Annotated in this window: 26 protein-coding genes and 2 tRNA genes; 10 read left to right on the top strand and 18 right to left on the bottom strand. The window is 70.7% G+C overall.

Annotation, left to right across the window (positions count from 1 at the left end; translation table 11 throughout):
* Positions 1–207: 207 nt before the first annotated feature.
* Complete coding sequence (locus CWN80_RS00445) at positions 208–1,584, bottom strand: hypothetical protein (protein ID WP_051988072.1); 1,377 nt, start codon at positions 1,582–1,584, stop codon at positions 208–210.
* A 259-nt stretch (positions 1,585–1,843) separates the two neighbouring features.
* On the opposite strand from CWN80_RS00445, the gene CWN80_RS00440 reads away from it, so the two are divergent.
* Positions 1,844–2,197, top strand: a complete 354-nt coding sequence (locus tag CWN80_RS00440) for a hypothetical protein (RefSeq protein WP_007929261.1) — start codon at positions 1,844–1,846, stop codon at positions 2,195–2,197.
* 78 nt (positions 2,198–2,275) lie between these two features.
* Here the strand turns inward: CWN80_RS00440 and CWN80_RS15910 are convergent, their stop codons facing one another.
* A complete protein-coding gene (locus CWN80_RS15910) occupies positions 2,276–2,404 on the bottom strand; it encodes a hypothetical protein (protein ID WP_272948425.1) in 129 nt (42 codons plus the stop codon).
* Between the two features lie 354 nt (positions 2,405–2,758).
* Positions 2,759–2,832, bottom strand: a tRNA-Ile gene (locus CWN80_RS00435).
* A gap of 226 nt (positions 2,833–3,058) precedes the next feature.
* Here CWN80_RS00435 and CWN80_RS00430 point away from each other — a divergent pair.
* Positions 3,059–3,571: a DUF3145 domain-containing protein gene (locus CWN80_RS00430; RefSeq protein WP_040881665.1), complete on the top strand. Its 513-nt coding sequence runs from the start codon at positions 3,059–3,061 to the stop codon at positions 3,569–3,571.
* Between the two features lie 114 nt (positions 3,572–3,685).
* Here the strand turns inward: CWN80_RS00430 and CWN80_RS00425 are convergent, their stop codons facing one another.
* The 12 genes from CWN80_RS00425 to argG form a co-directional block, all read right to left on the bottom strand.
* Positions 3,686–4,111, bottom strand: coding sequence for a pyridoxamine 5'-phosphate oxidase family protein (locus CWN80_RS00425; RefSeq protein WP_007929266.1), 426 nt, complete (start codon positions 4,109–4,111; stop codon positions 3,686–3,688).
* A 9-nt stretch (positions 4,112–4,120) separates the two neighbouring features.
* Positions 4,121–4,996, bottom strand: coding sequence for an amino acid ABC transporter permease (locus CWN80_RS00420; RefSeq protein ID WP_128276716.1), 876 nt, complete (start codon positions 4,994–4,996; stop codon positions 4,121–4,123).
* Entirely contained in the window at positions 4,993–5,673 is a 681-nt protein-coding gene (locus CWN80_RS00415; RefSeq protein WP_007929270.1) for an amino acid ABC transporter permease, read from the bottom strand. The genes CWN80_RS00420 and CWN80_RS00415 overlap by 4 nt, the downstream gene beginning before the upstream one ends.
* A gap of 92 nt (positions 5,674–5,765) precedes the next feature.
* On the bottom strand, positions 5,766–6,593 hold the full coding sequence (locus CWN80_RS00410) for a glutamate ABC transporter substrate-binding protein (protein ID WP_007929271.1): 828 nt from the start codon (positions 6,591–6,593) through the stop codon (positions 5,766–5,768).
* Positions 6,594–6,622: 29 nt separating this feature from the next.
* The gene (locus tag CWN80_RS00405; protein ID WP_007929272.1) at positions 6,623–7,411 is read right to left on the bottom strand and encodes an amino acid ABC transporter ATP-binding protein; all 789 of its coding nucleotides are present in this window, start codon (positions 7,409–7,411) and stop codon (positions 6,623–6,625) included.
* A 103-nt stretch (positions 7,412–7,514) separates the two neighbouring features.
* A complete protein-coding gene (locus CWN80_RS00400; RefSeq protein ID WP_128276715.1) occupies positions 7,515–8,954 on the bottom strand; it encodes an acyl-CoA carboxylase subunit beta in 1,440 nt (479 codons plus the stop codon).
* A complete protein-coding gene (fabF, locus tag CWN80_RS00395; RefSeq protein ID WP_128276714.1) occupies positions 8,951–10,204 on the bottom strand; it encodes a beta-ketoacyl-ACP synthase II in 1,254 nt (417 codons plus the stop codon). The genes CWN80_RS00400 and fabF overlap by 4 nt, the downstream gene beginning before the upstream one ends.
* Positions 10,205–10,281: 77 nt before the next feature.
* Complete coding sequence (locus tag CWN80_RS00390) at positions 10,282–10,533, bottom strand: acyl carrier protein (RefSeq protein ID WP_007929281.1); 252 nt, start codon at positions 10,531–10,533, stop codon at positions 10,282–10,284.
* Positions 10,534–10,609: 76 nt separating this feature from the next.
* Positions 10,610–11,608: a beta-ketoacyl-ACP synthase III gene (locus CWN80_RS00385; protein ID WP_007929288.1), complete on the bottom strand. Its 999-nt coding sequence runs from the start codon at positions 11,606–11,608 to the stop codon at positions 10,610–10,612.
* Positions 11,605–12,786 (bottom strand): acyltransferase domain-containing protein, encoded by a 1,182-nt coding sequence (locus tag CWN80_RS00380; protein WP_128276713.1) that lies wholly within the window; start codon positions 12,784–12,786, stop codon positions 11,605–11,607. The genes CWN80_RS00385 and CWN80_RS00380 overlap by 4 nt, the downstream gene beginning before the upstream one ends.
* 55 nt (positions 12,787–12,841) lie before the next feature.
* Positions 12,842–14,020 (bottom strand): PucR family transcriptional regulator, encoded by a 1,179-nt coding sequence (locus CWN80_RS00375; protein ID WP_007929290.1) that lies wholly within the window; start codon positions 14,018–14,020, stop codon positions 12,842–12,844.
* 78 nt (positions 14,021–14,098) lie between these two features.
* Entirely contained in the window at positions 14,099–15,526 is a 1,428-nt protein-coding gene (gene argG, locus CWN80_RS00370; RefSeq protein ID WP_007929292.1) for an argininosuccinate synthase, read from the bottom strand.
* A gap of 162 nt (positions 15,527–15,688) precedes the next feature.
* Between argG and CWN80_RS00365 the strand changes: the two genes are divergently transcribed.
* A complete protein-coding gene (locus CWN80_RS00365) occupies positions 15,689–16,843 on the top strand; it encodes a glycerophosphodiester phosphodiesterase family protein (protein WP_238148002.1) in 1,155 nt (384 codons plus the stop codon).
* A gap of 48 nt (positions 16,844–16,891) precedes the next feature.
* The gene (locus tag CWN80_RS15905) at positions 16,892–17,023 is read left to right on the top strand and encodes a hypothetical protein (RefSeq protein ID WP_272948424.1); all 132 of its coding nucleotides are present in this window, start codon (positions 16,892–16,894) and stop codon (positions 17,021–17,023) included.
* 48 nt (positions 17,024–17,071) lie between these two features.
* On the opposite strand, the gene CWN80_RS00360 is transcribed toward CWN80_RS15905, so the two are convergent.
* The 3 genes from CWN80_RS00360 to fdhD all read right to left on the bottom strand — a co-directional run bounded on the left by CWN80_RS00360 (position 17,072) and on the right by fdhD (position 21,482).
* Positions 17,072–17,674 (bottom strand): MOSC domain-containing protein, encoded by a 603-nt coding sequence (locus tag CWN80_RS00360; RefSeq protein ID WP_007929295.1) that lies wholly within the window; start codon positions 17,672–17,674, stop codon positions 17,072–17,074.
* A gap of 53 nt (positions 17,675–17,727) precedes the next feature.
* Positions 17,728–20,520 carry a pyruvate dehydrogenase (acetyl-transferring), homodimeric type gene (gene aceE / locus CWN80_RS00355; protein WP_007929297.1) on the bottom strand — a complete coding sequence of 931 codons (2,793 nt, stop codon included), beginning with the start codon at positions 20,518–20,520 and terminating at the stop codon, positions 17,728–17,730.
* A 74-nt stretch (positions 20,521–20,594) separates the two neighbouring features.
* Complete coding sequence (fdhD, locus tag CWN80_RS00350; protein ID WP_040881669.1) at positions 20,595–21,482, bottom strand: formate dehydrogenase accessory sulfurtransferase FdhD; 888 nt, start codon at positions 21,480–21,482, stop codon at positions 20,595–20,597.
* Between the two features lie 63 nt (positions 21,483–21,545).
* On the opposite strand from fdhD, the gene CWN80_RS00345 reads away from it, so the two are divergent.
* The 6 genes from CWN80_RS00345 (at position 21,546) to CWN80_RS00320 (ending at position 25,601) form a co-directional block, all read left to right on the top strand.
* Positions 21,546–22,067, top strand: coding sequence for a PH domain-containing protein (locus CWN80_RS00345; RefSeq protein WP_128276712.1), 522 nt, complete (start codon positions 21,546–21,548; stop codon positions 22,065–22,067).
* Positions 22,064–23,515: a PH domain-containing protein gene (locus CWN80_RS00340; RefSeq protein ID WP_007929302.1), complete on the top strand. Its 1,452-nt coding sequence runs from the start codon at positions 22,064–22,066 to the stop codon at positions 23,513–23,515. The genes CWN80_RS00345 and CWN80_RS00340 overlap by 4 nt, the downstream gene beginning before the upstream one ends.
* Complete coding sequence (locus CWN80_RS00335; protein WP_128276711.1) at positions 23,512–23,982, top strand: DUF3052 domain-containing protein; 471 nt, start codon at positions 23,512–23,514, stop codon at positions 23,980–23,982. Before CWN80_RS00340 ends, CWN80_RS00335 begins: the two co-directional genes overlap by 4 nt.
* Before the next feature lie 17 nt (positions 23,983–23,999).
* A complete protein-coding gene (locus CWN80_RS00330) occupies positions 24,000–24,494 on the top strand; it encodes a peroxiredoxin (RefSeq protein ID WP_040881671.1) in 495 nt (164 codons plus the stop codon).
* Between the two features lie 11 nt (positions 24,495–24,505).
* The gene (locus CWN80_RS00325; RefSeq protein ID WP_007929305.1) at positions 24,506–25,480 is read left to right on the top strand and encodes an isopenicillin N synthase family dioxygenase; all 975 of its coding nucleotides are present in this window, start codon (positions 24,506–24,508) and stop codon (positions 25,478–25,480) included.
* Positions 25,481–25,528: 48 nt separating this feature from the next.
* Positions 25,529–25,601, top strand: a tRNA-Val gene (locus tag CWN80_RS00320).
* Position 25,602 lies beyond the last annotated feature (1 nt).

Raw genomic sequence — 25,602 nt, 5'->3', positions numbered from 1 at the left:
GGTTCTCGTGCGGGAAACTTTTACGGAAACATTTCGCCACCGGCTGCGCCTACGAGAATCGCTCGGCGGGCGGCTCGTAGAAGCGGGCCTACGGGCGGCCGAACCGCGTTGATGGCCGCCGCTGCGGCGAGCATGAGGAGCGGTTGCTTTTGTCTTGCCAGTAGCGGGCCAGTGGGCCATCCGGCGGCTAGATGATCGGTGACGCGCTCACGGCGTCGTCTCCGGGCTTGCTTGCGGACGCTGGGTCTCCGGTCCGTCCTGAGATGAGATGTCGGTCGAGGACAGGCTCGAGGCTGGCAGCGGCTCAGGAGTGACGTCGGCCTCCTGGCGAAGACGAGGCGGAGCGGCTGACCACGCCTTGACGTCTCCGAGCACCTCGGCATAGAAGGTGTCGATGCCGTCGAGAACCGAGTCGATGAACGCACCCCGGCCCCTGCCGCGCTTGCTGCCCATCGTGGCGCTCTGAGCCACCCGGAAGCTGCGGAGCTCGCGGGTGGGGTCCGTGACGAGGCATGTCGGATCCTCGCGGATCTTGCCCAGGAGCTCGGCCGCGCTCGAGGCGCGCGAGCGGGCGACGAAGGACTCGACCCGGACCCCGTCGGGGGCGTTCTTCAGTTGACGGGCCAGCCAGTTGACCCGCGTCGTCGGCCGGCCTTGCGCGGGGGCGCCCACGTCGACGTGGAAGGTCACCTGCTTCGCTCGCAGGTCAGCGGTCACGACGAGGTCGCCGACAGTGTCAGGCACGCGGATGGCGCCGGATAGCTGGCCGGTCTCCACGAGCGACTGCGCGAGGGCTGAGGCTCGGATACTCGGGTCGGCGAGCTCCTTGCGGGTCAGCACGGGCATCGCCTCGGTGCCCAGGCGGCGCCCCAGTGACAGACCGGCGAAGCGCAGCAAGGCGTCGAAGCGGGCCACCACGTCGGCGATGCCCTTGTCGGTGCCGCGAAGGGTGCCCGAGGTGACCGCGTCGCGCACCTGCGTCCAGGACTCACCCATGTCGCTGAACTCGAGGGCGCCGGACCGATTGTGCTCGAGGTACCGGATGAGCTCGCCAAGGATCCATGCCTGGTCCGGGTCGGCCACACCACGAAACTCCTTCTGGAGTACGGCGACGGCGAGTACCTGCGACCACGGCAGGTGGTGGAGCGCCACGGTGCGAAGCTTGCGCTTGTCGATCTTCGTCGGGTGCTGGCCGGCCATCGGCGGGATCTCGTTGCTGATCGTCACCACGGCGTCGAACTTCTGTTCGCGGGCGATGTCGAGATAGTTCTCGACCTGCTCAGTGGTCAGGGCGTTCGTGCCGGTCTTCACCTCGACGAGGGCCGTCCAGGAGCGGCTGCCTCGAGAGACACGGATGAGACCGTCGGGATAGAGGCGCTTCTCACCGAGCTCGAAAGGCACCTCGACGAAGGTCTCGAGCTTGCCAGCGGGCGCACCTAGCGGCTTGACGAGTGCCTTTCCGAACTCGTCAACGGCCGACATCACGGCGAGCAGAGCGGAGGTCGCTCGGCGCTCCTGCTCCTCGGCCCCGTTAATCCCAGAAGTGGGGATGAGTCGTGCTTCATGCCAGGACTGCTCAGCCACGCTGCTGCTCCTTCGCTCTTGTTCCGTGGTCGCACACTAGCGGCGAGCCCTCTCATCGCCGGGATGCCGACCGAGGTCACGGGGAGGAAGAGAGCGGCTGCGGCGCTGACGTCGCTCATGGATACTTCTGCCCGTGAACACAACTGAGGTTGAGACCCGGCGGCGAGGCAGTTGGGGATGGGGCGTAGCTGGGCTTGTTCTTGCTCTGGTCACTGTCGGAGCGGCGTACGGCCTGGCACGGTCAGCCCTCGGAATCGACGTGCAGATCCTCATCATCGCTGGCCTGCTGCTCGCCCTCGCGGTTCTCGCCTACCTGGCCTCGCGGGCTGGTCGCGCGGCCGCCTTCGTCGCGTTGGCGATCCTGCTGCCGTACCTCCTGGTGGGGGCGTACGCCTACGGCCAAGTTCAACGGTTGGCGAATGCGATTGAAGACGTCTTCGGGGAAGAGACGGTGGAGGTGCCCGAGGAGACCTATCCGGAGGACTACGTCCCGTTGGAGCCCAACCCTGACGCCACGGGCGCCGACCTAAACGACGACGGTATTCCCGACGACGCTTACGAAGGACAGGTCTGCATGTCGGAGTCGTCGGGTGAGGTCAACTCTGCACCATGAACGGCGGCGAGGTGGACGCGCGCTGACGTCGTCTTATGGCCCGGCGCGGCGGTCCAGCGCCAAGCGAGATCTGCGTGCTCACTCATCGTCTTCTAGCCCGAGAACGGCGAGCAAGTCCAGCGCTTCGTGCCGCTCGAGGAGCGTCCGGACGGCCCCACGGTCCTCGGCGGTGGCGGGTTCGATGATCTCCGCCAGAGCGAGCGTCATCTCCGCCCCCTCCTGCTCGCCCTGCTGCGCCTGCCGCGCGGCTGCCAGCGCGGCGCCCCTTCGCCTCAGTTAACTGGGCACCGAAGTCCCGGTTGACCTGGGTCCTGGTTCCCTCCGGCGCGGCGGCGAGGCGCGCCAGCCTCGGCTTCGCCGGGCGGTCAGGTGCGAGCCACCCGTCGGTAAGCACGAAGCCGCCCCAAACGCCCCACGCGCCCCGCGGCGACTGCTGCCGGGGGTGTCGTCGTGCTCCCGTGGAACCTCCTACGGAAACTTTACAGAAACTTCGGCGATTCTTGGGTCTGAGCTAGACGATCGGGAGGGCCAAGATCGTTGATATTCCGGCCCAAACTCGGGTGGGGCGACTGGGGCTTGAACCCAGGACCGACGGATTATGAGTCCGCTGCTCTGACCGACTGAGCTATCGCCCCTTCGCCCGAGGGCGACGGCGTGAGAGTACCCCGTGACGTCGGTGGTGCCCGATACGGGTGGGGCGTGGGTGAGGGGTGGTGCTCCTGTGCCCGATGGGGCAGAATGTTGGCACAACCACACATCGTGCGAGCAGCACACCCACGAGCGAGACCCGTGGCAGCAGCTCGATCCCATGGCAGTGCTTGGCGTTGGGGAAGACGTCCATCGCACTCAAGGAGGATCGAGATGTCTGCAGGTAAGCGTGTCAGCACCCGAGGTGTGGTGTTCATCCACAGCACCCCGACGGCCCTGTGCCCCCACATCACGTGGGCGCTCGAGTCCGTGCTGGATCAGGCTGTGTCACTGGACTGGATCGAGCAGCCTCTCGGCCGGTCGCTCAAGCGTGCCGAGTTTTCCTGGACCGGGGAGCCCGGTACCGGCGCCAAGCTCGCCTCTGCCCTTCGCGGCTGGGACAACGTGCGCTACGAGGTCACCGAGGAGCCCACGCCGGGTCTCGACGGCTCCCGCTGGAGCCACACGCCCACCCTCGGCATCCACCACGCGACGATCAGCGCCTCCGGCGACGTCGTCCTGCACGAAAACCGCCTGCGTGAGGTCATGACCCTCGCCCAGGGCGCGGGCGAGGCCGTCGAGGACATGCTCGGCGAGCTCCTCGGCGACGCCTGGGACGCCGAGCTCGAGCCCTTCCGCCACGCCGGCGACGGCGCTCCCGTGCGCTGGCTGCACAAGGTCGGCTGACCGCCGCACGACCCACGCCCCACGACGAAGGGGGCCGCGCACCCTCCTTGGCGCGGCCCCCTTCGTGACGCGTGCAGAGCCAGCTCCTCCGTGCGGCGCCTTCTCGCGTGACCGTCAGCTCACGGGGGTCATGTGCTCCCACGGCTTGGACAGGCGGAACCGGCGACCGCTCACCTCGATCGGCGCGATCTCGACGACGTGGTGCTTGTCGTCACCGACCCACGGGCGCAGCGGCACCCGCTCGGCGCGGTACTCCTCGTCGCCCTCGAGCAGCCGGGTCGTGCCGCGCACGACGACCGACCACGCTTCCTCGGTGCCGATCTCGTCGATCTCGAGCGCGACCGAGCCCTGCAGGACGACGCTGAGCAGCTTGTTGCCCTCGGCGGTCCGCAGGAGCAGCGTCTCGCCGTCGACGGCGTAGTTGATCGGGGTGAGGTGCACGTCGCCGAGGAGGTGGAACGCGAGCCTGCCGAACTCGTGGCCCCGGAGGGCTTGCCAGCACTCGTCGACGGACATCTTCACGGGCGTGCGCTCGTCCATGCTCCGATGCTAGTCATCGGCCGCCGCCCCGGCCACGGTCGGGGCCGTCGCGAGGGCGTCGCCAGCCGTGCGGCCACGACGGTTGATCCGCCGCTCGAGCAGGCCGGCGAGCGAGGTGAGCGTCCAGTTGACGATGATGAAGACGATCGCGACGACGACGAGCGCCGCGAAGATGTTGGAGTGCAACGAGGAGAGGTTCTGCCCCTGCTGCAGCAGCTCCGGGTAGGTGATGACCGTGCCGAGCGCGGTGTCCTTGAGGATCACGACGAGCTGGCTCACCAGCGCCGGCAGCATGGCCGTCACGGCCTGCGGGATCTGGATCGAGCGCAGCACCTGACCGGGGGAGAGGCCGACGGCCAGGCCCGCCTCACGCTGCCCGGCGGGCAGCGAGTGCACGCCGGAGCGCAGCAGCTCGGCCATGACCGATCCGTTGTAGAGGGTGAGGGCGGTGACGACCGCGGCCAGCGGGTTGAGGTCGGCGGAGAAGACGCCGTTGTAGGCGTAGATCCCGAAGAAGAAGATCATCATGATCAGCACGGGGATGGCGCGGAAGAACTCGACGACGGCACCGCTGAACCAGCGGACCCCGGCATGGGCCGACAGCCGACCCGAGCCGAAGACGAAGCCGAAGATGCTCGCACCGACGACCGACAGCGCGGCCGCCTTGATGGTGTTCCACAGGCCCATGAGCAGGTAGTAGCGCCAGGTCTCCCAGGTCGCCATCGGCGACCACTTCGCGCCGGAGAACTCCTCGTACTCGTTGAGCTTGCCGACGACGACCCAGGCGACCGCGGCGGCGAGGACCAGGCCGAGCACGGCGATGATGCGGTAGCGCATCCGCGCTCGGGGGCCGGGGTTGTCGAAGAGGACGGTCTGGGTGCTCATCGCTTGACCGCCATCCGCCGCGACAGGCTCGTCAGCCCGATGCCGATCGGCAGGGTGAGGAGCAGGAAGAACCCGGCCACGAGGGCGAAGGTCACGTAGTTGAGGTCGGCCCGCAGCTCGATCGCCTCGTTCATGAAGGCCGCGGTCTCGGCGACACCGATGGCGGCTGCGACGGTCGTGTTCTTGATGAGGGCGATGGTCACCGATGCGAGCGGCGCGATGGCGCCGCGGACCGCCTGGGGCAGGACGACGTACCGCAGGTTCTGGGTGAAGCCCAGACCGAGAGAGCGGGCCGCCTCGGCCTGCCCGGCGGGCACGGTGTTGATCCCGCTGCGGATCGCCTCGCAGACGAAGGCCGCGTGGTAGACGGCCAGCCCGACGATCGCCCAGCGCACGCCGTTGTCGGTGATCGACGTCGGGCTGCTCTCGTCGGCGAGGTTGATGCCGAGGTCATAGAGCATGACCATGATCGTGAAGGTCAGGATCAGGGTCAGGGGCGTGTTGCGCACGATGTTGACGTAGGCGGCCCCGCCGAAGCGGAAGATCGCCACCGGCGAGACCCGCATGATCGCGATGATCGTGCCGAGCACGAGGGCCCCCGCGAGGGACAACACCGCCAGCTTGATGGTCAGCCAGAAGGCCCCCCACACGTCGAACTGCTGGAAGAGCTCGCTCATCCACTACTCCTTGTCGATGGCGTCGTCAGCGGAGGGACGAAGGGGGCCGACGCCGCCGCGCGCAGGCGGCCGGCCCCCTTCGTCCTCGTCGGTCAGGAGCAGGAGTCGAGCTTCGGCGGGTTGGTCTCGGAGTCGACCTTGAAGCCGGCCGGCCCGAAGTTCTTCTCCACCGCCTTGTCCCACTCGCCGTCGTCGACCATCTTGGTCAGCGCCTCGTTGACCTGCTCGCAGAGCTTGGTGTCGCCCTTCTTGAGGCCGACGCCGTAGCGCTCCTCGGAGAAGGGGGCACCGACGACCTTGAGCTTGCCCTTGTACTGGTCCTGCGCCGCGTAGCCGGCGAGGATCGTGTCGTCGGTCGTCAGGGCGTCGAGCTGGCCCTTGGAGACCGCCTCGGCGCACTTGGAGTAGGTGTCGAACTCCTGGAGGTTGACGCCCGGGACCTCCTTCTTGACGTTGTCCGCGGAGGTGGAGCCGGTGACCGAGCACAGCTTCTTGCCGTCGAGATCCTTGGGCCCGGTGATCTTGGCGTCCGTGGCGACGAGCAGGTCCTGGCCGGCGATGAAGTACGGGCCGGCGAAGGAGACCTTTTCCTTGCGCTCGTCGGTGATCGAGTAGGTCGCGAAGATCAGGTCCACCTGGCCGGTGGCGATGAGGTCCTCGCGCTGCTTGCTCGGGGCCTGGACGAACTGCACGTCGGTCTTGCCCATCTCCTTGGCCACGTAGTTGGCCACATCGACGTCGAAGCCCGAGTACGAGTTGCCCTCCTTGAGACCGAGGCCGGGCTGGTCGAACTTGATCCCGATCTTGATGCTGTCGCCGCCTCCCGATCCGCCTCCGTCCCCGCTGTCGTCACCGCAGGCCGCCAGGCCCAGGGCGAGGACGAGGGTTGCTCCTGCTGCGGCGAGTCGTCGCGTCATCATGCTGTTCCTCCTGGTTGGGTCGTGCGTGGTCAGTGGCTGAGGATCTTGCCGAGGAAGTCCTTGGCACGATCGCTCTGCGGGTTGGTGAAGAACTCCTCGGGCGTCGCCGTCTCGACGATCTGCCCGTCGGCCATGAAGACGACCCGGTCGGCCGCGCGGCGCGCGAAGCCCATCTCGTGGGTGACGACGATCATCGTCATGCCGGTCTGGGCCAGCTGGGTCATGACGTCGAGGACCTCGTTGATCATCTCGGGGTCGAGGGCCGACGTCGGCTCGTCGAAGAGCATGACCTTGGGGTCCATCGCGAGCGAGCGGGCGATGGCCACCCGCTGCTGCTGGCCGCCGGAGAGCTGGGCGGGGTACTTCGCGGACTGGGCGTCGACGCCCACCCGGGTGAGCAGCTCGTGGGCGCGCTGGGTTGCCTCGGCCTTGGACTTCTTGCGCACCTTGATCGGGCCGAGCGTCACGTTGTCGAGGATCGTCTTGTGCGCGAAGAGGTTGAAGGACTGGAAGACCATGCCGACGTCGGCACGCAGCCGGGCGAGCTCCTTGCCCTCCTCGGGCAGCGGCTTGCCGTCGACGGTGATGCTGCCCGACTCGTAGGTCTCGAGCCGGTTGATCGTGCGGCAGAGCGTGGACTTGCCCGAGCCCGACGGGCCGATGACGACGACGACCTCGCCGCGCCCGACGGTGAGGTTGATGTCCTTGAGGACGTGCAGCTGCCCGAAGTGCTTGTTGACGTCGGTGAGTACGACGAGGGGCTCGTGGGTGGCGGTCTCGCTGGTGGCGGTGGCGCTGGTGGAGGCGTCGCTCGGCATGCGAGCAACATAGTGCCCGGTCTGTGCCTGCGGTCACACATGGGCGCCGGCGTGACCTGAGTGAGACACTCAGGTCACGCCGGCGCAGCGTGGGTCGCGCTCGTCAGAGCGGGATGTTGCCGTGCTCCCCACGGCGAGCAGGCGCCTCGGCCAGGGCCGTCGCGACCGCCGACCGCGTGCGGGTCGGCTCGACGATCTCGTCGACGACGCCGATCTCCACGGCTCGCGGCAGACCGCCGGAGAGGCGGTCGTGCTCGTCGGCGAGCTGTTGCTCGACCTCGGCCAGTTCCGACTCGTCGACCTCGGCCAGGCGGCGGCGGTGCAGGATGCGGATCGCGGCGACCGAGCCCATGACGGCCACGTGGGCGTCGGGCCAGGCGAAGACCTTGGTGGCGCCCAGGGAGCGGGAGTTCATCGCGATGTAGGCCCCGCCGTAGGTCTTGCGGGTGACGACGGTGACCCGCGGCACGACCGCCTCGGCGAAGGCGTGCAGCAGCTTGGCTCCCCGCCGCACGACGCCGTCCCACTCCTGGCCGACCCCGGGGAGGTAGCCGGGGACGTCGACGAGGACGACGAGCGGGACACCGAAGGCATCGCACATCCGCACGAAGCGGGCGGCCTTCTCCGCGGACGAGGAGTCGAGGCAGCCGCCCAGCCGCATCGGGTTGTTGGCGATGACGCCCACTGTGCGCCCGCCCATGCGACCGAGCGTCGTCACGATGTTGGGCGCCCACCGGCCGTGCAGCTCCTGGACCTCTCCCTCGTCGAGCAGCTGCTCGACGAGGGGGTGGACGTCGTAGGCCCGCTTGGCCGACTCGGGCAGCTGCTGGGCCAGGTCGACGTCGGTGACCGCGGCGAGGTCGAAGTCGCCTTGGTCGCCGAGCAGCCGGCACAGGGTGCCGGCCCGGCCGAAGGCGTCGTCGATCGACTCGGCGAGCACGTGGACGACCCCCGAGCGGCGACCGTGCGGCTCCGGTCCACCGAGACGAAGGGCGTCGACGTCCTCACCCGTGACCGACCGGACGACGTCCGGCCCGGTGACGAAGATCCGCCCCTCCGGGGCGAGGATGACGATGTCGGTGAGTGCCGGCCCGTAGGCCGCGCCGCCGGCGGCGGCGCCGATGACGACGGAGATCTGGGGGATCTTGCCCGAGGCACGGGTCATGATCGCGAAGACCTCGCCGACCGCGTGGAGCGAGACGACGCCCTCGGGCAGGCGCGCGCCGCCCGAGTGCCACAGGCCGAGGACGGGCACGCCGTCGGCGAGGGCCCGCTCGTATGCGGCGACGACGACCGTGCACCCGGCGACGCCCATCGCGCCGCCCATGATCGTCGCGTCGGAGGCGAAGACGACGACCGGCTGACCACCGACCGTGCCGGTCGCGGCGAGCATGCCCGAGTCGTCGTCCTCGGTGATCAGCTCGAGCGAGCCCTCGTCGAGGAAGGCGGCGAGGCGGTGGTTCGGGTTGCGCGGGTCCTCCTCGCGCGGGACCTTGACGCGCGTGCCGACCGCGGCCGAGGCCGCATTGGGCTGGCGGGTCATGCGTGGCTCCTGAAGGCCAGGGCGACGTTGTGCCCCCCGAAGCCGAAGGAGTTGTCCAGGACGAGCAGGTCACCGTCGGCGGCGAGCTGACGGGGCTGGTCGCGCACGATGTCGAGGTCGACCGCGGGGTCGAGGTTGTCGATGTTGATCGTCGGCGGGGCGACCCGGTCGCGGACGGCCTGCACGGCGAAGACCGCCTCGAGGGCGCCGGCGGCGCCGAGGAGGTGGCCGGTCATCGACTTCGTGCCGCTGATGGCCATGTGGTCGGCGTCGGCACCGAAGGCCCGACGGATCGCCGCCACCTCGGCGACGTCGCCGACGGGGGTCGACGTCGCGTGGGCGTTGATGTGGCACACGTCGGCGGGTGTGGCACCGGCGTCGCGGACCGCGTCGGCCATGGCCCGGGAGGCACCGGCGCCCTCGGGCTCGGGGGCGGCGATGTGGTGCGAGTCGGCACTCACGCCGAAGCCGGCGAGCTCGCAGATGATCCGGGCGTCGCGGGCGCGGGCGTGCTCCTCGGACTCGAGGACGAGGATGGCGCCGCCCTCGCCGAGGAGGAATCCGTCGCGGTCGGTGTCGTAGGGGCGCGAGGCGGTCTCGGGGGAGTCGTTGCGCGTCGACAGGGCCTGCATCGAGGCGAAGCCGGCGATGGGCAGCGGGTGGATCGACGCCTCCGACCCGCCGGCGATGACGACGTCGGCGAGCCCCTCGCGGATGAGGTGGGCGCCGTACCCGATCGACTCGGCGCCGGAGGAGCAGGCGGAGACGAGGGTGTGCGCGCCGGCGCGGGCGCCGAACTCGAGCGAGACGGTGCCGGAGGCGCTGTTGGGCATGAGCATCGGGATCGACAGCGGGTAGACGCGGCGCGGACCCTTGGTGCGCAGGGCCTCCCACGCGGTGAGCAGGGTCTGCACACCGCCGATGCCGGTGCCGACCGAGCTGGCGAGGCGCTCCGGGTCGACCTCCGGGGAGCCGGCGTCGGCCCAGGCCTCACGGGCGGCGACGAGCGCGTACTGCGCGAAGGGGTCGAGTCGCTTGGTCTCGACCTTCTTGAGCACCTGCGAGACGGGGACGGCGAGTTGGGCCGCGAAGGAGACGGGCAGCTCGTAGTCCTCGACCCACGACGCGTCGAGCGTCCGGGCGCCGGAGCGGCCGGCGAGGGCCGCCTGCCAGGTCTCCTCGGCGGTGCCGCCGAGCGGGGTCGTGGCGCCGAGGCCGGTGACGACGACGGTGGGCCGGGGAGAGGTCATGCGGGGCTCCTGACGGGTGGGGTGGGAGGAGAGGCGCGGGTCCTCCCTTCGCTCGTGACGAAGGGAGGACCCCCGGCTCACGCGGCCTGGTTGGCCTTGATGAAGGTGACGGCGTCGCCGACGGTCTTGAGGTTCTTGACCTCCTCGTCGGGGATCTTGGCCCCGAACTTCTCCTCGGCGGTCACGGCGATCGTCATCATCGACAGCGAGTCGACGTCGAGGTCGTCGGTGAAGGTCTTGTCGGCGGTCACCTCGGACGCGTCGACACCGGTCTCCTCCGAGACGATCTCGGCGAGGCCGTCGAGGATCTCCTGGTCGCTGAATGCCATGGAACTGCTCCTTTGTTGTGGGTGGTGCGGTGGGGCGGTGGTGCTGGTCCGAGGACCCGTCGGACCGACGGGTGATCTAGGGGAGGGTCACGACCTGGGCGGCCCAGACGAGACCGGCGCCGAAGCCGATCTGCAGGGCCAGGCCACCGGGCTCGACCTCGCCCTCGCGCAGCATGCGCTCCATCGCGAGGGGGATCGAGGCTGCCGAGGTGTTGGCGGTCGTGACGATGTCGCGGGCGACGGGCAGGTCCTGCGGCAGGCCGAGCGTCTTGACCATCTGGTCGATGATCCGCACGTTGGCCTGGTGGGGGATGAAGGCGGCGAGCTCGTCCGCGCGCACGCCGGCCACGTCGAGGGCGCGCTGCGCCTCCTTGGCCATGGACCACACCGCCCAGCGGAAGACGCTCGGGCCCTGCATGACGATGGCGGGCCAGCGCAGGTCGCGGTCGGTGCGCAGCTGGTTCCACGAGTCGCGCTGGGCGATGAGGTCCTTCTGCTCGCCGTCGCTGCCCCAGACCGTCGGGGAGATGCCCGGGACGTCGCTGCGGGAGACGATCGCGGCGCCCGCTCCGTCACCGAAGATGAAGGCGGAGCCACGGTCCTGCGGGTCGGTGAAGTCGAGCAGCTTTTCGACCCCCACGACGAGCACGTGCTCGGCCGTGCCGACCCGGACCATGTCGTTGGCGAGCGAGATGCCGTGGCAGTAGCCGGCGCAGGCCGCGGAGACGTCGAAGGCGGCGGCGGCCGAGCCCAGACGAGAGGCGAGCTCGGGTGCGGCAGCCGGTGTCTGGAAGGGGTGGGTCACGGTGGCCACGACCACCGCACCGATCTGCGTGGCGTCGAGCCCGGCGTAGGCGAGGGCATCGCGGGAGGCGTGCTCGGCCATGTCGACGACGCTCTCGTCCGGCGCAGCCTTGTGCCGGGAGGCGATGCCGGAGCGCTCGCGGATCCACTCGTCGGAGGAGTCGATGGCGGCGACGATCTCGCTGTTGGGGACGACCCGCTCCGGGCGGTAGCCGCCGATGCCGGTGATCCGAGCATGGTGCAGCGTCTGCGCGACGCCGAGCGTGCTCACGCGAGGCCGCCCTGCGGGTGCAGGCGCAGGACAGGCTGCCCCGGCGAGACGGGGTCACCGTCCTCGACGAGCCACTCGACGATCGTGCCGGGGTGCTGGGCCCGCACCTCGAGGGTGTCGCGCAGCGAGGAGATGCGGGCGATGACGTCCCCGGCCGCGACCGGCGAGCCGGGCTCGGCCGTCGTGATGCCGACGGTGCCCTTGATCGGAGCGGTGATCAGGCGCCACGTCGGCTCGGTGGCCCGGCGGCTCGTGCCGTGCTCGCGGACCATCCGGTGCGCGGCCTCGAGGTCGTCGGGCGTCTTGAGCGCGAGGACCTCGATGCCCTTGAGCCCGCGCTTGGCGAGGCCGGTGAGGGCGCCGGCGGGCGGGATCTCGATGATGCCGGTGACCCCGAGGTCCTTGAGCGTCTCCATGCACAGGTCCCAGCGCACCGGGTTGCTCACCTGGCTGACGATGCGCCGCAGCACCTCGCTGCCGGAGTGCACGACGGTGCCGTCGACGTTGGAGACGAGGGGGACCCGGGCGTCGTGCGTCGAGACGGCGCGGGCCAGACGAGCGAGGTCGTCGACGGCAGGGGCCATGTGCGAGGTGTGGAAGGCCCCGGCGACCTTGAGCGGCATGACCCGGGCCCGGGCCGGGGGAGCAGCGGCGAAGGCCGCGAGCTGGTCGAGCGTGCCGGCGGCGACGACCTGGCCGGCACCGTTGACATTGGCCGGGGTCAGGCCGTGCGACTCGATCGCGGCGAGGACCTCCCCTTCGTCACCGCCCAGGACGGCGCTCATGCCGGTCGGGGCGACCCGGGAGGCGGCGGCCATCGACCGGCCCCGCTCACGCACGAGGACCATCGCCTGCTCGGCGGTGATGACGCCGGCAGCGGTCGCGGCCGTGATCTCGCCGACGCTGTGACCTGCGCCGGCCCCGACGACCCGGAAGCCGTCGGCCGGGTGCTCGAAGAGGGCGAGGAGCGCGAGGAGCCCCGAGGCGACGATGAGCGGCTGGGCGACCGCGGTGTCCTTGATCGTCTCCTCGTCGGAGGTCGTGCCGTGGGCTGCCAGGTCGATGGCGGCGACGGTCGACAGCCAGTGGAGTCGGTCGGCCACCCCGGGCAGCTCGAGCCAGGGGGCGAGGAAACCGGGTGTCTGGGACCCTTGACCGGGGCAGGTGATGGCGAGCACGAGTCCAGAGTCCTCCTCGGCGACCGCTGGGGGCGACAGCGATGGCCCCAGAGATTCACCCCAGGCTCTTGGAGGGATCCTCCAAGATGGCCCCGAGGGTCAGGGCGACGCGGACGGTGAAGGCCTCGTGCGGGTCGCCGAGGTCGTAGCCGATGACGTCGGTGATCCGACCGAGCCGGTAGCGCACCGTGTTGACGTGGACGATGAGCGTGCGCGCTGTCGCCTCGAGCCCGGGGGACTCCAGGTGCGTCCGGGCCGTCTCGAGCAGGCTCGGGTGCTCCTCGAGTGGGGTCTGCACGAGCTCGACCAGCTGTGCCTGCGCGAGGTCGTCCCCGGCGATCGCCCGCTCGGCGAGCAGGTCGTCGGCGGCGACCGGTCGGGGTCGGTCCGGCCAGCCTGGGGCGGCCACGTGGCCGGCGACGGCGGCGTGGGCCGACAGGGCGCCCTCGGCGAGGTCGCCGACGAGCGGACCGTGCACGAGGTCGCCGTCGCCGAAGCAGTCGGCGAAGAGCTGTGCCGTGGACGCGGCGTCCTCGCACTGCCCGACGACGGCCACGAGCCGTGCGCCCTGCACACCGGTGAGGACGGGCAGGTCGTGCCGGCGCGCGGTCGAGTGGACCGCTGCCACGGCGGCGGCAGGGTCTTCCTCGTCGCTGCCCGATGGCGAACCGCCCACGAGCACAACGATGTCGGTGACCTCACCCCATCCGAGAGCGGCCGCGCGGGTGCGGATCGACTCGTCGACCTCGCCGCGCATCACCGCGTCGATGACGAGCGACTCCAAGCGGGCGTCCCAGGCGCCCCGCTGCTCCGCGGCGTGGGCGTAGACCTGGGCGGCGCCGAAGGCGATCTCGCGCGAGTAGCGCAGCACCGCCAGCCGCAGGTCGGTGACGTCACCGGGGCGGGCGAGCTCGTCGACGTGCTCCTCGACGACGTCGACGACCGAGCGCGCGAGCTCGAGGGTCTGGGCCAAGCTGATCGTCCGGGTCAGCTCGCGGGGTGCGGCGCCGAAGGTCGTCCGCGTGTCGGCCGATTCCTTGCCGTCGAGCCACTGGATGAAGTTGGCGATGCCCGCCTGGGCCACGAGCCCCACCCACGACCGTTCCTGCGCGGTGAGGGTGGCGTACCAGTCGTGGGTGGCCTCGAGCCGCTGCGTCGCCGCCCGCGCGAGGTCACCGCCCCTCCGGCGGACCTCACGGCGGGTGGTCAGGGAGACGAGGCCTCGACGCGACACGCCGCCATCCTATGTGTGAAGACCACAAGAGGGCCGCGCCCTCCCTTCGCGTGCGGCGCTCCTCCACCAGATGAGCGGTCAGTCGGTGCCGAACTCCATGGCGGCGCGGTCGAGGGCGTCGTCGATCTCGTCGACGTCCTGCGCGGCCGGGTTGGAGGCGATCTGGTCGCCGCCGCCGGCCTCGAGCTCGCCCATGATGTCGAGGTAGCCGCCGGAGAGCTGGTCCTGCGCGGCGTAGACCTCGAGCTTGCTGCGACTGTCGGCGATGTCGAGGTTGCGCATCGTCAGCTGACCGATGCGGTCGACGGGGCCGAAGGCGGCATTGTCCGTGCGTTCCATCGACAGCTTGTCGGGGTGGTAACTGAAGTGCTCGCCCACCGTGTTGACGATCGTCCAGTCCTCGCCGCGGCGCAGGCGCACCGTGACCTCGCCGGTGACGACGGAGGCAACCCAGCGCTGCAGCGACTCGCGCAGCATGAGCGCCTGCGGGTCGAACCAGCGGCCCTCGTAGAGCAGACGACCGAGGCGGCGGCCCTCCGCGTGGTAGCTGGCGATGGTGTCCTCGTTGTGCACCGCGTTGACCAGGCGCTCGTAGGTGAGGTGGAGCAGGGCCATCGCCGGGCCCTCGTAGATGCCCCGGGACTTGGCCTCGATGATCCGGTTTTCGATCTGGTCGGACATGCCCAGGCCGTGCCGGCCACCGATGGTGTTGGCCGCCATGACGAGGGCGACCGCGTCGCCCCCGAAGTCGTCGCCGTTGATGGCGACGGGGCGACCCCGCTCGAAGCGGACGGTGACGTCCTCGGCCTCGATGGCCACCTCGGGGTCCCAGAAGCGCACCCCCATGATCGGCTCGACGGTCTCGAGGGAGACGTCGAGGTGCTCGAGGGTCTTGGCCTCGTGGGTCGCGCCCCAGATGTTGGCGTCGGTCGAGTAGGCCTTCTCGGCGCTGTCGCGGTAGGGCAGGCCGCGCTCGGTCAGCCACTCGGACATCTCCTGGCGGCCGCCGAGCTCGGTGACGAAGTCGGCGTCGAGCCACGGCTTGTAGATGCGCAGCCCGGGGTTGGCCATGAGGCCGTAGCGGTAGAAGCGCTCGATGTCGTTGCCCTTGTAGGTCGAGCCGTCGCCCCAGATCGAGACGCCGTCCTCCTTCATGGCCCGCACGAGCAGGGTGCCGGTGACGGCGCGGCCGAGGGGGGTGGTGTTGAAGTAGGTGCGGCCGCCGCTGCGGATGTGGAAGGCGCCGGTGGCGATCGCGGACAGGCCCTCCTCGACGAGCGGGCCCTTGCAGTCGACCAGGCGGGAGAGCTCCGAGCCGTACTGGCCGGCGCGACCGGGGATCGACTCGATGTCGTCCTCGTCGTACTGGCCGAGGTCGGCGGTGTACGTGCACGGCACCGCCCCCTTCTCGCGCATCCACGCGACGGCCACCGAGGTGTCGAGTCCGCCGGAGAAGGCGATGCCGACACGTTCACCAACAGGGAGGGAAGTCAGTACCTTGGACACGCCCCACAGCCTAGGTCCTCGGGTGACCGGCCGGCATCGCGGTCCACCCCAATCGTCCTGACCACGTGCTGACGATCCGGCCACCGTCGCGTCATGATGACTTCACCCCCGCAGCACCCCAGCGTCTCCGGTCGCCGGTCTCGGGTCCCTAGCGTCCCGCGCATGACCACCTCCAGGATGCTCACCGGCGCGCTGTGTGCCACCACCCTGCTCGTCCCTGTCGCCGTGGCCGGCACCTCCTCCGCGGCCACGTCGACGGTCCAGACCTCGACACCGGACCGCCCCGGTCACCGCCCGGAGAAGGGGGAGAGCCTGCAGCCGCAGATCTTCGCCCACCGCGGCGCCTCCGGCTACCGACCGGAGCACACCCTCGCCGCCTACGAGCTGGCCGTCGGCATGCGCGCCGACTACATCGAGCCCGATCTCGTCATGACCAAGGACGGGGTCCTCGTCGACCGTCACGAGCCGGAGATCTCCGGCACGACGGACGTCGCCGACCACCCGGAGTTCGCCGACCGCAAGACGACCAAGGACCTCGACGGCACCCCGACGACGGGCTGGTTCGTCGACGACTTCACCCTCGCCGAGCTCAAGACCCTGCGTGCCAAGGAGCGCCTCGGTGACCTGCGGCAGGAGTCGAGCACCTACGACGGCCGCTTCGAGGTACCGACCTTCGAGGAGGTGCTCCGCCAGCGCGCGCGCCTGTCGAAGGAGACCGGCCGGGAGATCGGGATCATCCCGGAGATCAAGCACTCCACCTACCTGCACGCCGAGGGTTTCGACCCCGAGCGAGAGGTCGCCCGGCTGGCGAAGAAGTACCACCTCAACAGCAAGAAGGCCCCCATGTGGGTCCAGTCCTTCGAGCTGACGGCCCTGAAGGACCTGCGCCGCGCCGGGTACAAGGGCCGCTCCACCTTCCTCACCACGGCGAAGGGAGGTCCCTACGACCTCCACGAGCAGGGCACGACCTACGCCGAGCTGACGACCCGTCGGTCCATGGGAGAGCTCTCCCGGTGGATCGACGGCTTCGGTCCCGAGAAGGCGCAGGTGATCCCCCTTCGTGCTGACGGGTCGCTGGGGGAGCCGACGCGCTTCGTCGCCGACGCGCACGCCGCGGGGCTGAAGGTCACGCCGTGGACCTTCCGCGCGGAAAACTCCTTCCTGCCCACCGACTACCGCATCGGGACCGACCCGGCAGACTTCGGCCGGGCACTGGACGAGGTCACCCGCTTCTACGAGGCCGGGGTCGACGGCGTCTTCTGCGACCAGCCGGACGTGTGCGTCGAGGCCCGGCGCACCTTCCTCGGCGACGACTGACGACCTGACGAAGGGAGGGTCGCACCCGCTGCGACCCTCCCTTCGTGCATGGTTCTCGTGCTGCGCGAGTACGTCGGGGCCTGCCGCCGCGACGTGCGCATCGCCTTCCCTTACGCCGTCACCTGCGCCTGCGAGGCGCAGGCGGCGCTGGCCGACCTCGTCGCCCTGCGCACCCGCTGACCTCGGCCGGTGAGGCGCCCACCGGGGCGGGCCGGGCCCTCAGCGCGGTCAGACCGGCGTGAGGGGTGCGTGCGGTGGCTCGGGCAGCTCGACACGGATGGGGTCGTCGGGTCGGACGAGACCGCCGACCTCGACGACGGCCATGACGCCCGCGCGGCGCACGATGCCGACCCCGTCGAGGCTCTGCACGCCCCCGGTCGGCCCGAGCTCCACGTCGGAGTCGGAGGCGACCCCGTCGACCCTTCGCGCGACGAGCTTGAGCAGCCCGCGCGAGTACTCGTCGATCTGCCGGCACGGGTTGCGCAGCCCGGTGAGCCGCACGACGGCCTCGCCGAGACGCAGCCGCGTGCCCTCGGGCAGCGCGAGCAGGTCGATGTCGTGGGTGAGGACGTTGTCCCCGAGGGTGCCGGGACCGACGTCGTGTCCGGCGGCACGAGCCTCGTCGATGAGGTCGTCCTGGATGAGGTGGACCTGTCGCAGGTTGGGCTGGTCGGGGTCGCGGCGCACCCGGGAGCGGTGCTGGACGCGGGTGCCCGCGTGGGCGTCACCGCGCACGCCGAGACCGGCGACGAGCTCGATCGCCTCGCGCGGCACCTTGCTGAAGCGATGCGTCTCGTCCCGGCTCACCGCGACGACGAAGGGGGCGCCCATGCCGGGATCCTCCCACGGCAAGTGCGCCCCCTCCGGCCGGCGGGGTCACACCGTCAGGCGTCGCCTCCGGCATTGCCGGAGGTCCCGGCCCCGATCTCGAGCAGGCGGTAGCGCTCCGCGGCCTGCGCCGGGACGTCCTCGGCGACCCACCCGCGGTCGGCGAGCATCTGCAGGGCCCGCACCGCCATCGACGGCCCGTCGACGTGGAAGTAGCGCCGCGCCGCCGCGCGGGTGTCGGAGAAGCCGAAGCCGTCGGTGCCCAGGGCCGAGTACTCCTCTGGGACCCACGGGCGGATCTGGTCCTGCACCTGCTTCATGTAGTCCGAGACGGCGACGACCGGGCCGACCGCGCCCTCCAGCGCCTGCGTGACGAAGGGGGTCCGCCGCTCCTGGTCGGGGTGGAGGAAGCGCTCCTCGTCGCAGGCCATGGCCTCGCGGCGCAGCTCGCTCCAGCTCGTCACCGACCACACGTCGGCGACGACACCCCAGTCGTCGCGCAGCAGCTGCTGCGCCTCGAGGGCCCACGCCATGCCGACGCCGCTCGCGAGCAGCTGGCAGCGCGGGGGAGTGCCGCCCAGACCGGAGTCGTCGCCCGCCCGGTAGCGGTACATGCCCTTGAGCAGGGCGTCGACGTCGATGCCCTCGGGCTGCTGGGGCTGGACGATCGGCTCGTTGTAGAGAGTGAGGTAGTAGATGACATTGCGGCTGGGGTCGCTCTGCGGGGCGTCGCCGCCGTACATCTGCTCCAGCCCCCGGCGCATGATGTGCGCGATCTCGAAGCCGTAGGCCGGGTCCCAGGTGACGACGGCCGGGTTGGTCGCTGCGAGCAGCGGCGAGTGGCCGTCGGCGTGCTGCAGGCCCTCGCCGGTGAGCGTCGTGCGGCCGGCGGTCGCGCCGAGCATGAAGCCGCGGGACATCTGGTCGGCCGCCGCCCAGATGCTGTCGCCGGTGCGCTGGAAGCCGAACATCGAGTAGAAGATGTAGACGGGGATCATCGGCTCGCCGTGCGTCGCGTAGCTCGTCGCCACCGCGGTGAAGGCCGCGACCGAACCGGCCTCGTTGATGCCCGTGTGGATGATCTGGCCCTGCTCGGACTCGCGGTAGGCGAGCATGAGGTCGGCGTCGACCGAGGTGTAGTTCTGCCCGTGCGGGTTGTAGATCTTCTTGGTGGGGAAGAAGGAGTCCATCCCGAAGGTGCGCGCCTCGTCGGGGATGATCGGCACGATCCGCTCGCCGAAGCCCTTCTCCCGCATGAGGTCCTTGAGCAGACGGACCCAGGCCATCGTCGTGGCGATCTCCTGCTTGCCCGAACCCTTGGTCATCTGGGCGTACTTGTCGTCGGCCGGAAGCTCCGGCGCGGTGTACTCGACCCGTCGCGAGGGCAGTCCGCCGCCCAGCTTGCTGCGGCGCTCGCGCATGTACTGGATCGCCTCGTCGTCCTCGCCGGGGTGGTAGTACGGCGGCAGGTACGGGTCGGCCTCGAGCTGCTCGTCGGTGATCGGGATCTTCAGCCCGTCGCGCAACCCCTTGAGGTCGTCGAGCGTGAGCTTCTTCATCTGGTGGGTCGCGTTGCGCCCGGCGAAGTGGGTGCCGAGGCCGTAGCCCTTGATCGTCTTGGCGAGGATGACCGTCGGCTGGCCGGTGTGCTCCATCGCGGCGCGGTAGGCGGCGTAGACCTTGTTGTAGTCGTGGCCACCGCGCTTGAGCTTCCACCACACGTCCTCGTCGGACCAGTCCGCGACGAGCTTGCGGGTGCGCGGGTCGCGGTTGAAGAAGTTGTCCCGGACGTAGGCGCCGTCGTTGGCGCGGAAGGTCTGGTAGTCGCCGTCGGGCGTCTGGTTCATGAGGTTGACGAGGGCGCCGTCGCGGTCGGCCGCGAGCAGTGGGTCCCAGCCCCGACCCCAGACGACCTTGATGACATTCCACCCGGCGCCGCGGAACTGCGCCTCGAGCTCCTGGATGATCTTGCCGTTGCCGCGGACGGGGCCGTCGAGCCGCTGCAGGTTGCAGTTGACGACGAAGGTGAGGTTGTCCAGCTCCTCGAAGGCCGCCGTCTGCAGCAGGCCACGGCTCTCCGGCTCGTCCATCTCCCCGTCGCCGAGGAAGGCCCAGACGTGCTGCTGGGAGGTGTCCTTGATGCCGCGGTTGTGCAGGTACTTGTTGAACTGCGCCTGGTAGATCGCATTCATCGGCCCGATGCCCATCGACACCGTGGGGAACTCCCAGAAGTCGGGCATGAGGCGCGGGTGCGGGTAGGAGGGCATGCCGGTCGTGCCCTGCCCGGCGAGCTGGGCCGCCTCCTGGCGGAAGCCGTCCATCTGCTCCTCGTTGAGGCGCCCCTCGAGGAAGGCGCGGGCGTACATGCCGGGGGAGGCGTGGCCCTGGAAGAAGATCTGGTCGCCACCGCCCGGGTGGTCCTTGCCGCGCCAGAAGTGGTTGAAGCCCACCTCGTAGAGGGTCGCCGCCGAGGCGTAGGAGGAGATGTGCCCGCCGACGCCGACCCCGGGGCGCTGGGCGCGGTGGACCTGGATCGCGGCATTCCAGCGGATCCAGGCGCGGTAGCGGCGCTCGACCTCCTCGTCACCCGGGTACCACGGCTCGTCCTTGGGGGCGATGGTGTTGACGTAGTCCGTCGTCGTCAGCGAGGGGACTCCGACGTTCTTCATCCGGGCGCGCTCGAGCAGGCGCAGCATGACGTAGCGAGCGCGCTCCCTGCCGGACTCGTCGATGAGGTGGTCGATGGACTCGAGCCACTCCGCCGTCTCCTCGGCGTCGATGTCCGGGAGGTGGGTCGGGATGCCGTTGAGGATGGGGCCGTCGCTGAGGTGGTCTGCCGAGCCGGGCACGGGTCGTCCTTTCGCAAGATGGTCCGCCAGAGGTGACGGCGGACACACCCACTATCTCGTGCCCGTGTCGCGCGTCACAAACCGGGTGTCGTCACGCGGCACGGGTGCGCGTAGACGGTGGCGCGGTCCTCGCGGACGAAACCGAGCAGCGTCAGGCCGGAGCGCTCGGCGACCTCGACGGCCAAGGTGGTCGCGGCCGACACGCAGGCGAGCACGGGGACCCCGGCGACCGCTGCCTTCTGCGCGATCTCGAAGCCGGCCCGGGACGAGACGACGAGGGCGTGCCCGCGCAGGGGGAGACGCCCTTCGCGGGCAGCCCACCCGATGACCTTGTCGACGGCGTTGTGCCGGCCGATGTCCTCGCGGACGACGAGCACCGTGCCCTCCGGGTCGAGCAGCGCGGCCGCGTGGACCCCGCCGGTGGCGGCGAAGACCTTCTGCCGCTCCCGCATCGCCGCCACGCCCGCGTGGACCACGTCGAGCCCGATGCGCACGTCGTCGTCGGAGGGGGAGTGGGGCAGGGTCTCGATCAGGTCGTCGACCGAGGCAGACCCGCACACGCCGCACGCGCTCGTCGCGACCTCGGTGCGCTCGGTGACCGGTCGTCGCAGCGAGACGCCCGCCGCGAGGGTCACCTCGACGACGTTGAAGGTCGGCGAGCCGTCGGGCCCGACGTCGGTGCAGTGCATCATCGTCGCGATGTCGGCGCCGTCGCCGACGAGACCCTCGGCGACGAGGTGGCCGAGCGCGAGGTCGAAGTCGTCACCCGGCAGACGCATCGTCGTCGTCACGGTCTGCGACGGCGGCCGCAGCTCGCTCGGGGCGCCCCCGGCGGCCAGCGCCCGCTCGGGCAGCGCAGCGACCCGGATCTCCAGCGGCTCCTCGACGACGACCGACTCGATCCGTGAGGCCGCCGACGGGCCCAGCCGCTGCACCCGCAGCCGTCGCGTTATCCGTCCCACCGGGCACCTCCACGTCCGTTGACCACCCGGTCAGCCTACGGAGGCGTCTGGTGTCATGGACCCGTGGACGACCAGCCGACCCCGCCCCCTTCGCTCCCGGCCGTGCTGCCCCTGCGTGGTGACGCCGGCGCGGACTGGCGCCCCGTCTCGCCCGCGCTCGTGCAGGTGCGACGGGTCAGTGCGTCGGCGGTCCTGCTGCCGCTCGCCGTGGCCTGCGCCGTCGCGGCGGCCTTCACGTGGACCTGGGTCGCTGCCGGCGCCGTGGTGCTCCTGCTGCTGTGGGCCTGGCTCATGTGGCTCGTCGGCGTGCAGGTGCGCGCGATCACCTGGGCCGAGCTGCCGGAGGAGCTGGCGATCCGCAAGGGTCGGCTCTGGCGGAGGCTCGTGACGATCCCCTACGGGCGGATCCAGTACGTCGACCTGTCCTCCGGTCCGTACAAGCGAGCGAAGGGGATGGCCGACATCACCGTGCACACGGCCTCGCCGACCAGCTCCGGGGACATCCCGGGGCTGCCGGCCGAGGTCGCGGAGGAGCTGCGGGTGCGGCTGGCCGCTCGTGGCGACGCCCAGCGGGCCGGGCTGTGAGCCAGACCCCGACCACTGACTTCGTCCGGGTGCACCCGGTCTCGCCCTTCATCCGTGGCGGGCTCATCGTCCTGGGCTTCCTCGGCTACGTCCTGTCGCAGCAGTTCGACCGGGTCGCCGGTTCGCTCGGGCCGGATGCCGAGGGAGGGGCCTTCGGCGTCGGGCTGGTCCAGCTCGGCGTCCTCGCGCTCGTCGTACTCGGCGCCATCGGCATCGGTCTGCTGTCCTGGTGGTTCACGCGGTACCGGATCGGCGGCGACAGCATCGAGATGCGCACGGGCGCGATCTTCCGGCAGCACCGTCAGGTGCGCTACGACCGGATCCAGGCCGTCGACGTCGTCCGTCCGCTGCTCGCCCGGCTCTTCGGGCTGTCGGAGGTGCGCGTCGAGTCGGCCGGCGGCGGCGACTCCCACCTGTCGATCGCCTACCTGCGGATGGGCGAGGCCGATGCCGTGCGGCAGCGCCTGCTCGGGCTGGCCCACGAGTCCGGCTCCGAGGTCCCCGCCGACGAAGGGAGCGCCCCGCACCCCGAGCGGACGGTCGCCGCCGCCGCGCCGACGGAGGGGGCGCCCCTGCTCGTGGTCCCACCGGCACGGATCGTCGCCTCGGTGCTGCTCGGCGGCGAGGCGATCTTCGTCGCGCTCCTCCTGCTCGTCGCGCTCGTGCTGTCCGTGCTCGGGCTGGGTGCGGTGATCGGTGGTCTCGCCCCCGCGGCCGTCATCGGGGCGGGCCGGGCACTCATGCGCCTGACGCGCTGGTGGGGTCTGACGATCGGGCTGCGCGGCCCGCTGACCCTGACGAGCCAGCGGGGCCTCACCGACACCCGGACCTCGTCGGTGCCCCTGCACCGGGTGCAGGCCGTCGCGATCGAGCAGCCCTGGCTGTGGCGTCGCCCCGGGTGGTGGTCGCTCAAGGTCAACGTCGCCGGCGCCGAGATCGGCTCGGCGTCGGAGTCGACGGACACCGTGCTCGTGCCCGTGGCCACGACCACGGAGGTCCTGCGCCTGCTCGAGGTCGTCACGGGCGACCCGCAGACCACGGCCGAGGCCGGCTCGCTCGTCGCCGGGACCCCCGAGGGCTTCGTCGGTCTCCCCGGGCGGAGCCGGTGGGTCCACCCCTTCGCCCGACGTCGCATCGGCTACCTCGCCGGGCAGCGGGCCCTGCTTACGCGCTCCGGCTGGCTCGACCACACGCTGCAGATCGTTCCCTGGAGGCGGATCCAGTCGCTGACCGTGACGCAGGGGCCGATCTCGCAGCGGCTGGACCTCGCGAGCGTCGAGGTCGTGAGCACGGTCGGGCCGGTGAGCCCCCGGGTGCAGCACCTCGACCGGGCGGGTGCCGAGCGGCTGCGAGCCCTCGCCGAGCAGCACGCGAGCCCAGCACGACGGGGCCGATCGGGCGGGCCTGCTTGCGTCACGGGGCCGGACACGGTGGACTGTGACGGATGAATCAGCAGCGAGCAGGAGAAGGGACCACGGTCGTGACGGGGGAGTCGACGGAGCAGGGCGACGACATCGCCCGGGACGCCGTGGCCAAGTTGGGCTTCACCAAGGAGCAGATCGTCCAGGAGTACGGCTGGGATGACGACGTCGACGAGGCCCTGCGCCTCGCGATCGAGGACGTCGTCGGCGACCCCATAGAGGACGAGAGCTACACGGGTGTCGTCGACGCCGTGATCCTCTGGTGGCGCGACGGCGACGGTGACCTCACCGACGCGCTCGTCGACACCCTGGGCACCCTCGCCGAGGGGTCCTCGATCGTCCTGCTCACGCCGCGCCCCGGCCAGCCGGAGGAGGTCGACCCGAGCGAGGTCGACGAGGCGGCCACGACCGCGGGGCTGCACACCTCGGGCAATGTCATGTGCTCCGAGCACTGGGTCGCGACGCGCCTGGCCGCGCGCAAGGGCGTCGCCTGATCCGGCACACTGCCGGCATGAGCCGTCAGCCCGTCGCCGTGGGGGAGATCGCCCCCGACTTCACCCTGCGTGACCACAACGGCAGGGACGTGTCGCTGCGCGAGCACGCGGGCCGACGCAGTGTCCTGCTCGTCTTCTACCCCTTCGCCTTCTCGGGCATCTGCACGGGCGAGCTCGGTGAGATCCGCGACGACCTCGGGCGCTTCGAGTCGCCTGACGTCACGACGATGGCGATCTCGTGCGACCCGATGTTCAGCCTGCGCGCGTGGGCCGACCGGGAGGGCTACTTCTTCCCGCTGCTGTCGGACTTCTGGCCGCACGGCGAGGTCGCCCGGGCCTACGGCGTCCTCGACGAGCAGGCTGGCAAGGCCGAGCGCGGGACCTTCCTCGTCGGCCCCGACGGGCGGGTTGCATGGTCGCTCGTCAACCCCGCCGGCCGGGCCCGGGACTTCACCGGCTACCACGAGGCGCTGTCCCGCATCGTGGACTCCCGGGGGCCCTCGGGCGGGTAGCCTCGGTCGTCATGAGCGACAACATCCTCGAGGTGGACCTGCTGGCCTTCGAGTCCGGGGACGGTGAGCGGGCACGCGCCGTCGTCGACGGTCTGATGACCTCCCTCGAGACGGGCTTCGTCTACGTCAAGCACGACCTCTCCGAGGACCTCATCGACAGCGCCTACGGGATGCTCGAGGAGTTCTTCACCGCCGAGCGCGAGGTCAAGGAGCAGTTCGTCGCCCCGGGCACGCACGGCCAGACCGGCTACACCGGCCTGCTCGTCGAGACCGCCGCCACCGCCGACGTCGCGGACTGGAAGGAGATGCTCAACTGGGGTCCCTCCATCCCGGCCGGGCACCCGCTGCGCACGCGCTACCCGCACCGCTACCACGACCCGGTGCTGCCGGAGTCGGCGGTGCCGGGCATCACCGAGACGCTCACCGCCTTCCACCGCTCGGTCGCCGACCTGCAGCGACGGGTCCTGCGGATCATCGCGACCGGTGTCGGAGCCCACCCCGACTACTTCGAGAAGATGCTCGTCGACGGTCCGACGCTCTCGCGCGCCATCCACTACCCGGCGATGGAGTCGGCCCCGGAGGCCCCGCACGTGTGGGCGGCCGAGCACGCCGACATCAACCTCATCACCGCGCTGCCCCGGGCGACCGCGGCCGGACTGCAGGTGCGCCTGAAGGACTCCGGCGAGTGGATCGACGCCATCGCCCCCGAGGGTGGCGCGATCATCAACACCGGCCTCATGCTCGAGGTCGTGACCAATGGCGTCATCGAGCCCGGCATCCACCGGGTCGTCGCCGCGCCGGGGCAGGAGGGCGACCGCTACTCCGTCGTCCAGTTCACCCACCCGACGCCGTGGACCGTCCTCAGCCCGCTCGTGTCGACGGTCACCGAGCAGACGCCGCAGCTCTTCTCGCCGATCAGCGCCGCCGACGCCCTCGACCTCGTCCTCTACGAGATCAACCTCATCGAGGACGCGCGTCGCGTCTGAGACGCGGGCCGCGGCCTGTCATGATGACCCCGGCGCCGTAGGCGCTCGGGGCCTGTAGCTCAGTTGGTAGAGCACCGCGTTTACACCGCGGGTGTCGTCGGTTCGAGCCCGGCCGGGCCCAC

Origin of the sequence: Janibacter hoylei PVAS-1, from assembly GCF_004025845.1 — a bacterium.
In the GTDB taxonomy this organism is placed as follows: Bacteria; Actinomycetota; Actinomycetes; order Actinomycetales; family Dermatophilaceae; genus Janibacter; species Janibacter hoylei.
The sequence above is the reverse complement of the archived record's forward strand: the minus strand, read 5'-3'. Positions and strand labels throughout refer to the sequence as shown.